At 49.8% G+C, this 7,319-nt stretch carries 4 protein-coding genes and 1 rRNA gene; 2 read left to right on the top strand and 3 right to left on the bottom strand.

Annotation, left to right across the window (positions count from 1 at the left end):
- Window positions 1-205: 205 nt before the first annotated feature.
- On the top strand, window positions 206-571 hold the full coding sequence (locus tag JTN23_RS12650; protein ID WP_247235198.1) for a hypothetical protein: 366 nt from the start codon (window positions 206-208) through the stop codon (window positions 569-571).
- A 111-nt stretch (window positions 572-682) separates the two neighbouring features.
- Here JTN23_RS12650 and JTN23_RS12655 read toward each other — a convergent pair whose 3' ends face one another.
- The 3 genes from JTN23_RS12655 to JTN23_RS12665 all read right to left on the bottom strand — a co-directional run bounded on the left by JTN23_RS12655 (window position 683) and on the right by JTN23_RS12665 (window position 6,050).
- Window positions 683-4,018: a UTP--glucose-1-phosphate uridylyltransferase gene (locus JTN23_RS12655; protein ID WP_247235199.1), complete on the bottom strand. Its 3,336-nt coding sequence runs from the start codon at window positions 4,016-4,018 to the stop codon at window positions 683-685.
- Window positions 4,019-4,048: 30 nt separating this feature from the next.
- Window positions 4,049-5,005: a UTP--glucose-1-phosphate uridylyltransferase gene (locus JTN23_RS12660; protein WP_247235200.1), complete on the bottom strand. Its 957-nt coding sequence runs from the start codon at window positions 5,003-5,005 to the stop codon at window positions 4,049-4,051.
- A gap of 82 nt (window positions 5,006-5,087) precedes the next feature.
- Window positions 5,088-6,050 (bottom strand): CvpA family protein, encoded by a 963-nt coding sequence (locus JTN23_RS12665; protein ID WP_247235201.1) that lies wholly within the window; start codon window positions 6,048-6,050, stop codon window positions 5,088-5,090.
- A 1,182-nt stretch (window positions 6,051-7,232) separates the two neighbouring features.
- Here JTN23_RS12665 and JTN23_RS12670 point away from each other — a divergent pair.
- A 16S ribosomal RNA gene (locus JTN23_RS12670) occupies window positions 7,233-7,319 on the top strand; the annotation flags it as partial.

Below are 7,319 nucleotides of genomic sequence, written 5' to 3' on the forward strand. Positions count from 1 at the left end.
TAGCTTTTTGTCTATTATTTACTAGCAATAATAGAGCCAAAGGTACCAATTGGGCTTAAATAGCTACATCCATTTCTTAGGAGATGAACTCCCGGCAAGTATGTGACTATTTAAAGTATTAATTAACAATTTCTTAAAACATAGTAAGAGATAGGCTGGTTACTTATTCATTTCAGAAGGAGTTGGCCATTAATCATTGTCTCTCATGCTTTATCTCCAGGTTATTCAAGACTTGCCCAGTACCGACAGGCTCTATGTGGTAGTAGGCGTTTTTGCTCTTCTTGTGCTCTTACTTGGTCTGGTGGTTGTGGTTTTGTACGGCAAGTACCTTGACCGCAAGAAACAGCTGACTTCGCTGGAGCAGCTTACCGAGAGCCAGGGGCTTGCGGTTGAACAACTCAACGATCAGCTTAGGCATCTGATGAATCAGCTGAATCAGATGGCGGAGGCTAATCAGATCAGGCTGGAGTGCTTTACGGCCAATAAGAAGAATAAAGAGAGAAAAGAGCAGGAGGCCAGGCTACAACGACTTGCCATGCCTAAGCCAGCTGCTGATATGTATAACAAATAACTCAGGATATCTATCGGCTAGGTACTTTACCAAACCTTATAACCTGGTAGTATAAACAAAGAGCCGCATCCAGACTAGCTGGACGCGGCTCTTTATAGAGTATAGCTAGTGCTATTGGAAGTGGCAGAGAGATGCTACGTGTTCTTTGCTTCCATCAGTCACCCACGAGTCCAGCTGAGCCGGGTCTTTCATCTGCTGTCCGCGGTAGCGGGGTACGGCTATGTACCCACACTGGATATCCGTCAGGGCCGACATATCGCTCCACAGCTTTTCGATCTGAGCCACCGGGTAGATATCTTCCTGCCCGTGTCCCCAGCGGTACTTCACATCCTTAATCGTCACATAGGTAGGTATACGGTGCGCCACCCTTCTTACCGCTTTGGCCAGTTGGGTTTCATCTCCTCGTTGCAGGTCTTCACGGGTCAGACCAAATAGCTGCAGCAGCGGATCAATCTGGATCCAGGTGGTCATGGTGTTGTAGTAGCTGAGGTTCAGCTCGTCTTCCTCCCGCGGCTGCGCCAGCCCTTCCAGCAGGCGGATCTGTCCGTTAACCCGGGCCAATCCACCCCCACGGTCTTCGATACGACGGGGTACTACTTCAAACGTCAGGGCATTGCCCGACTCCAGATGGTAGCCCAGCGCCGCCGGATTGACATCCGCACCTAGTGTATCTATATTATGCAGCATGAGGGTCTGTACCTGAGGCTGCTCGGCCAGGAGCCGCGCCAGTGTACCATTGCGCAGCAGGTTAGATACCTCGTACCAGTGCCCCAGGGGTGAGAAGCGCTGAGCGGCTATGTTATCGACGTAGTCACTGCCTTCGCCCTTGGACTTAGCCCAGCCAATCAGCGTTTGTCGGGATGCCTCCCTTACTTTCTGTTTGTTTTCATCCAGCATTTCCTGCGGCATCTCTTCCCACATAAATCGGAGGTCACGCTCCATCGGCACAAATCGCTGACCGATGGAACGGCCTGGTGATAGCAGTGTGGTACCACCGTAGCCAAAGTTCTGGGTTTGCTCCAATTTCTTGCGGATGGGCTCGTGCGTTAGGTAACTCGTCGCCACCAGGTGTGGTATCATTCCTCCGTAGGTTTCGGCGACTTTACGGGTCTTGGCCAGGTGTATCTCCAGGAAGCTGCGGTGTACGCCTCCCATTTCTACAAACGGGTTAATGGCTTTGATCACGCCGGCTCCTTTGGTCCAACGGCTACCTACACCCGCCGCCAGACTTAATACGCCTACCTTACCGGCCCGGATGGCTTCTTCTCCGGTTTTTGATGAGGTACTTAATTCTTCCAGTTGAGCTATATCTTCCGGCCTTACATCGTCAATGGCACTTTCTGCCGACAAGCGGTTGCGGGATAATCCGATCCGGCCTTTTTGTAGTTCTTCCCGGATCTCTTCGTGCTGTATGTAGTCGAATCCGTTTTCCTTCTTGACCCGATCGGCCTTCTCGTTCTCGACACTCCGGTTGCTTTGGGTAGAAGGGTCTGATACCTTAAATAGGTTACTGACCACCGTCCTGAGCAGAGGGTACGCCAGGTTGTTGCGTTCGCAGTAGGTTGTAAACACATCAATCTCCGCCCGGCGTATGTACGGTATGGTAGTCGGATCTTTCCGTACCAGCTCCGACACATGAATACCGTAGTACTGCTCGGGCATCAGCGCCTCACTGCCTTCGTGCAGCGAAGCCCAGGTACCCCGTGGGTTGATGCTCCAGTTATAGACTACCGGCTCCATCGCAAAGGGTAGAGAGTCCGAGAGTTCGTTCTTGGTTTTGCGGAGAATGTCAAGTACCCGCATCTTGTATTCCTCGTACCGCTCGGGATTTACAAACATGCCCATACCACCACCGGACATACCGCCCAGCATCAGGAAGCCGTAATAGTCATCAGCAAATTCCTTCTTGGCTTTGGCTATGATCTGCTCTGTAAAGTAGGTGGATGCCCAGGGAATGATGGTCTTGATCGGGCCTCCCCAGTTCTGAGCGGTATTAGCTCCCAGTTTCTTTATATCGCCTTCTTTGATGGCGGCTAGTATATTATCAAATATCTGATTAGTCTGCTGGCGGGCGGCCCATTCCTTCTCACCCCGGAGCAGGTACTTCTCAGTAACCATTTCCAGAATGGGTCCTACGTTAGAGGCCATACCCCCGTGCATCAGCACCAGCGAATTCATGATCTTCTCGCCAATCTCGGGATGTATGTCTTCGCCCTGCAGTACCCGGTGACGGGGTAGTAGTGTACCCCGGCTGATACCATGCTCAGGATCACCTTCCTGCGCAAAGGTACCCTGGATGGCCTTGATGCCCGGCCATACTCCACCGGAGTCCTGCCAGCCTCCGCCCGAGCCCCCGATCCATTCACCCAGAATGGCCCGTGAGGCAACCAGTCGACGCTCGCTTTCTTCCAGTCCACCTTCCAGCTTCTGGGTCTGGCAGGTAGCCCGCATCAGCAGGCTTATAATGGAGCCCAGCAGGTTGGTAGATACCGCAAAGCGGGAGCCTTTCGGAATATCATTCACCTTCGTTACCAGTTCGATCCCCATACCGGGAGCCACTATACGACTCAGGATCTCGGGTAGCGACTGATTGGTACCTTCAAAAGAGGGAGGGATCAGTCCGGATGCGATCACACCGGCTTTTACCAAGCTGAGGTAGTCATTGCCAAAGTTGAACAGGTCCGCCAGATCAAGTACATCCTTGGTTGTATTCAGATCCACACTCGTCAGGCGCAGTACCGGCTCCGGTATTACGCGCACGTAACAGTGGAGTGGGGGGCGGATGTCTTTATCCCGTCCGAATACACCCAAATCAATCGATACGTTCACGACCCGTGCCCCCTCCGGATAGTCCATCCCCAGGAAGAAGATATCCGACCAGCCACTGTGGGTTAGGTCCATCCGTACCGAGGTCTGCTCGTGCAGAATGGGGTAGAACAGGGAGTTCTCCTGGCGCTGGAGTAGCTTAGGGTGAATACGGATTGGGTGCTCGGCCTGGTGGCCTACCCGGAACATCCACTGGTTTCCTTTGCTGGACCGCACACTCTTCCGTACCTGATCGGCCAGTATCTGGAACGACAGGTGGTGGTAGCTTTCGGCCAGGGCGCTGAACAGAGCAGCATTGGGCCCCTGCTTATCTATTTCGTGATTTAAGGTACTGATGGCATGTTCAAATCGCCGGGACAGCAAGTCTTCAAAACCGGCATAGGGTACTTTACCTATAGTCGGAGTATCCTTTGACTCCATCAGGAAAAAACGGTAACCCGCGTGCAGAAAGAGGATCGCTCTTACTTTATCATATAGGTTAGGAGTCGTTTCCCGGAAGCGATCCAGCTCCCGCAGGGCACTAAATAGTTCCTTCGTGCTCAGACTACGGCTTATATCAAAAAATGATCTATTGCGTTTTTCTGGATCAGCGGAGGTAATGGATTCTATAAAAACATTCATGTTCAGCAACAGCTTCAGATTAGAGACTCATTAAACCAACTTGGCACTACGGGTATTGGCTTCGGCCAGGAGCTCCACCATGGTAGTCAGGGTTTCGTCATGAGCTTCGCCCGCCAGTCCCAGTGCAATCTGCGCCTGCATCAGGCCGTGCCGTTTGCTGAGGTCGTACCGGTTTCCTTTTACTTCCAGGGCCAGGTACTTTTCAGTCTCGGCTAGTTCCTGTAAGGTAGGTGTGAGTAGTATATTGGAGCCATCCTGATCGATGTACTTCTTCAGGATATCAAATACCACCGGCGTAAAAACGTGCATTCCAAAGAAGCACAGGTAGTACCCGATACGAAGCCCCGGTGTTTGCAGCTCCAGTTCGGCTACGCTAAGCGAAGGTTTCTCGATGATCTTGTTGATCTGGTATACGCCCGGCGTATTAGGTACATGCTTACCGGTGAGGGTACCGTACCGACTGATCTGATGCTCAATGGTAGGGTTAACGGCCGATACCGAGCAGTTTTCCTGAGAGGCCAGTTCGATCAGTTGGGCCGCACACCGCTTTTGCGAAAGGTCAGACACGTAGAGGTAGTCACCCAGCAGCAACAGGAAAGGCTCATCATTGACAAATTCACGGGCGCAGTACACGGCATGTCCGTAGCCGAGGGGCTCGGTTTGTTCAGCAAAACTGATCTGACGGATCAGATGGTCAATCTTGTCCGCTTCAGCTTTGGCCCAGTCTACACCTTTAAACGATTTGATTAGATTATCCCGGAGGGAGGTAAAGGCATTGATATACCGCTCACCGTCACCGGGTGCGCATACCACGCATATTTCTTCAATGCCACTGGCAAAGGCTTCTTCAGCTATGATCTGTATAACTGGTTTGTGTAAGCCATCGGTATCAATAACCGGGAGCATGGCTTTCTGAATGGTATCGGCGACTGGATAAAGTCTTTCACCGCGGGCCGCGGCAGTAATTACAGCTTTTTTAATTCTCATTGGTGAGTGGAATGGTAGTATTATAGTTGATGTACGTCGGGATTGTTTCTGTAGAAAGTTTAATTCGGCGGTGAAAATAAAATTAATTCCTGAAATTCTGGGTAATCATTAGCCCGTGGATGCCTCCATCAAGTACACCTATACCCACCCGGCCAAAGGCCGGACGCATAATATTGGCTCTATGTCCGGGTGAATTCATCAGTCCTGTATGTGCTATCCGTATCGTCTGTGCCAGTGCCAGATTCTCACCTGCTGTTATAAAGCGGACCTTGGCAGCCCGTATCCGGTCAAACGGATCTTTACCATCGGGCGTAACGTGAGCAAAGTACCCCCGCGCAAACATATCACGCGAGTGCAGTCGCGCTACTTCTGCCAGTTCGGGGTCTGCTTTGAGGGGTTTTAGGCCTTCCTTTGCCCGCTCTTCATTAACCAGTTCCAACATACGTGCTTCCAGATCGGGCCGTACCTTCGGATTTTTTACGGTAAAAGGCAAGGTGACCGATTTATCGGAAGAAGGCTCCACGGTCATATTATTCAGCGAGCGCTCCACGGCTTCCTCAAATACCGGCGATAGTTTATTTTCCAGCCATTCCACCGGCTGCGTCAACCTGTTGGACAGGGCACTCTCGCGGCTACTGTCGGTCATTGCGTCAGATAGCGGCAGCGCCATCAGGAAGGCAGCCGCAAACGAAGCATAGATAATACCATTTACGAATCCGGGTGCCATGCCCAGAAAACGATTAATTCCATGCGCGTGAGCTTCAAGAGGTACGTTGCGTAAGGCGCTATTAGTAATAGAAGAAAGTAGTATGCGCGCTAGTATGAGTGTAATGAAGAACGAAACCGGCAGATTCCATACCCCCAGCGAAGGAACGTATTTCTCCAGAAACATCGCCAGGTACTTATAAAGAGAGATAGCGATCAGGAAGCTACCTATAAGAGTAACCAGATTTAAAAGGCCTAAGATGAACCCTCTTTGCCATCCACTCCATACCGATATCAGCACGATAAGGATCAGTATCCAATCCACAAAGGAAAATTCCATAGTGCAGTGAAGTGTTTAGTAGTGTCAAAAGGACAACTGCAACGGGGAAGGAAGGTTTTGGACACTTTTAATTTTACTACCTGAGCCTGCTGCTATAGTATTTAGGTATATAGAGTAATATGGTGTAGAAGTTATCCCTGACTACTCAAGCTCTTTGCGATGATAAATGGCTTAAGTTAAGAGGAACTATGGGATACTTTGCAAGTGTTATCTACTTAGTCCAAGCGGTGAATATTTACCTCTCTTACTCTGGACTAGGTACCTCTTAGAAATTATTACTTATAATAGAGGAACTCTGAGAATATTAGGAAGTGTTGTCTATCTGGTCCTGCTAATAAGCCAAGGCCGTTCCTTTGTCAGGAAAGAACCTCTAAGAAATTTTTCTGTACTTAGGAACTTCACGAAGAGTAACCCTTGTTATACTTCTGGTCCCGCTAACAAGCTGAGGCCTTTTCTCTTTAAGAAGAGAAAGTCCTACAAAAACTTCCTGAGCTCAGGAACTTCAACGGCATCTACCGATGTTCTTTCTTAGGCTCCAATACGGAAGCAGAAGCCTATTAGCCGCTTTACCCTCACCGTGTGAGGCACTTAGCAAACGCTGAAAAAATATCTGCTAAAACACTTGCAGAAGATGTAACAGACCTACTACTTTTGCACTCCCAAACAACGGGAAGCAGGCAGGACAGACGGTCCGGCCGGGGCACAAGAAGCCCCTAGTAGTGAAGCAGAAAGTTCTTCTGAAAAAGTAACAGCAGAAGGAACTAAAAAGACTCCCGGCGCCGTTATGATAAGGCGCCACGAAGGTAAAGCAGCCAGTTCTTCCTGGCTCCACTTCCACGAAGCGATTGAGGTGTCTGAGATAATCCAGCAGGATATACATAAGCCAAAAAGGCTGAGACAGAAAAATCTCAGAAAATATTTTGGCCTCTTGTTTGGAAATAAAAACAGCTTCTACTACTTTTGCACTCCCATTCAGGAAATGAGTGAGAAGTGAGAAACGAAAAGTGAAAAATATCAGGTAAGACAGACGGTCTTGACCAACTAGTTCAGAAGGGAAACCGGATGAGCAACGTTCTTTGGCTTAGTGAGAAAAGAGCAAGTAATGCAAGCAGCGTTGTATGAGACAAGTACAACAACAGCTGATGGTAGTTTAACTACTCATCAGACTGAATACAAATATTTACAATGGAGAGTTTGATCCTGGCTCAGGATGAACGCTAGCGGCAGGCTTAATACATGCAAGGCGAGGGGGCCGCAAGGTCACCGTCG

The organism is Telluribacter roseus (genome assembly GCF_017355915.2).
In the GTDB taxonomy this organism is placed as follows: Bacteria; Bacteroidota; Bacteroidia; order Cytophagales; family Spirosomataceae; genus Telluribacter.

Excerpts from the sequence above, each read along its gene's own strand:
- JTN23_RS12660 (WP_247235200.1), bottom strand. The coding sequence starts at position 5,005 with ATGAGAATTAAAAAAGCTGTAATTACTGCCGCGGCCCGCGGTGAAAGA.
- JTN23_RS12650 (WP_247235198.1), top strand. The coding sequence starts at position 206 with ATGCTTTATCTCCAGGTTATTCAAGACTTGCCCAGTACCGACAGGCTC.
- JTN23_RS12665 (WP_247235201.1), bottom strand. The coding sequence starts at position 6,050 with ATGGAATTTTCCTTTGTGGATTGGATACTGATCCTTATCGTGCTGATA.
- JTN23_RS12655 (WP_247235199.1), bottom strand. The coding sequence starts at position 4,018 with ATGAATGTTTTTATAGAATCCATTACCTCCGCTGATCCAGAAAAACGC.